The 922-nt window shown below is 72.1% G+C and carries 1 protein-coding gene; it reads right to left on the bottom strand.

Going from position 1 to position 922, the window contains the following annotated elements:
* On the bottom strand, positions 1 to 922 hold a 922-nt coding region (locus HUK84_RS20250; protein ID WP_176641800.1), incomplete at both ends, for an amidohydrolase family protein.

The raw sequence follows: 922 nt of genomic DNA, 5'->3' as shown, positions 1-922 counted from the left end.
CGGACGGGCGGGGTCCACCCCGTCCTGCAACATGCGCGACGCCGCCACCGTCATGCGCATCGCCGCCAGCAGCGAGGCCGACGGCCCACCCGCGATGTCCGTTCCCAGTCCTACCCGCACCCCCTTGGCCAGGGCCGCGCGCAACGGAAAGACCGCATTGGCGAACCACGCGTTCGACAGCGCGCAATGCGCCACCGCCCCGCCCCGCAGCGCGACCCGCTCCATGTCGGGTCCGGTCATGAAATTGGCATGCGCCAGCACGGTACGCCGGGTCAGCAGCCCGAAACCGTCCAGCACCGCCACGTCGCTCCGCCCGAACCGGGCCTGGCCGTAATCGCGCGCCCAGTCGCTCTCGCAGCAATGGGTCTGCACGTGGCAGCCGCTTTCCTCGGCCATCCGCCCCAGCGCGCGCAGCATCCCGTCGGTGCAGGACGGCAGGAATCGCGGCGTGATCACCGGCCGCACCATGCCGTCCGCGCCCGCCCGCGCGCGGATATGCGCCGCCACCGCCCGCGTCGCCTCCAGCCCCGCCTCGACCGATTCGTCGCGATAGAAATCGGGGCACTGCTCGGGGTTGTCCATCACCACCCGCCCCACCAGCGCCCGCTGCCCGGCCTCCAGGCAGGCATCGGCCAGTTCGCAGGTCGCGTCGGCATGACGGCTGGCGAAATACAGCGCCGTCGTCGTCCCCTGCGCCAGCAGGTCGCCCACCAGCCGCCGATAGACGCGCCGCGCGAACAGCCTGTCCGCGTACCGCGCCTCCAGCGGAAACGTGTAACGCTGCAGCCAGACCTCCAGCGACTGGTCCAGCCCCTTGCCCAGTTGCGGATATTGCGGCGCATGCACATGCAGATCGACCAGCCCGGGCAGCAGCAGGCCCGGCAGCCTCACCAGCCGCCCCGCCTGCTGCGCCAGCGCGCCC

Source organism: Nguyenibacter vanlangensis, assembly GCF_013376155.1.
GTDB lineage: Bacteria > Pseudomonadota > Alphaproteobacteria > Acetobacterales > Acetobacteraceae > Gluconacetobacter > Gluconacetobacter vanlangensis.
The sequence above is the reverse complement of the archived record's forward strand: the minus strand, read 5'-3'. Positions and strand labels throughout refer to the sequence as shown.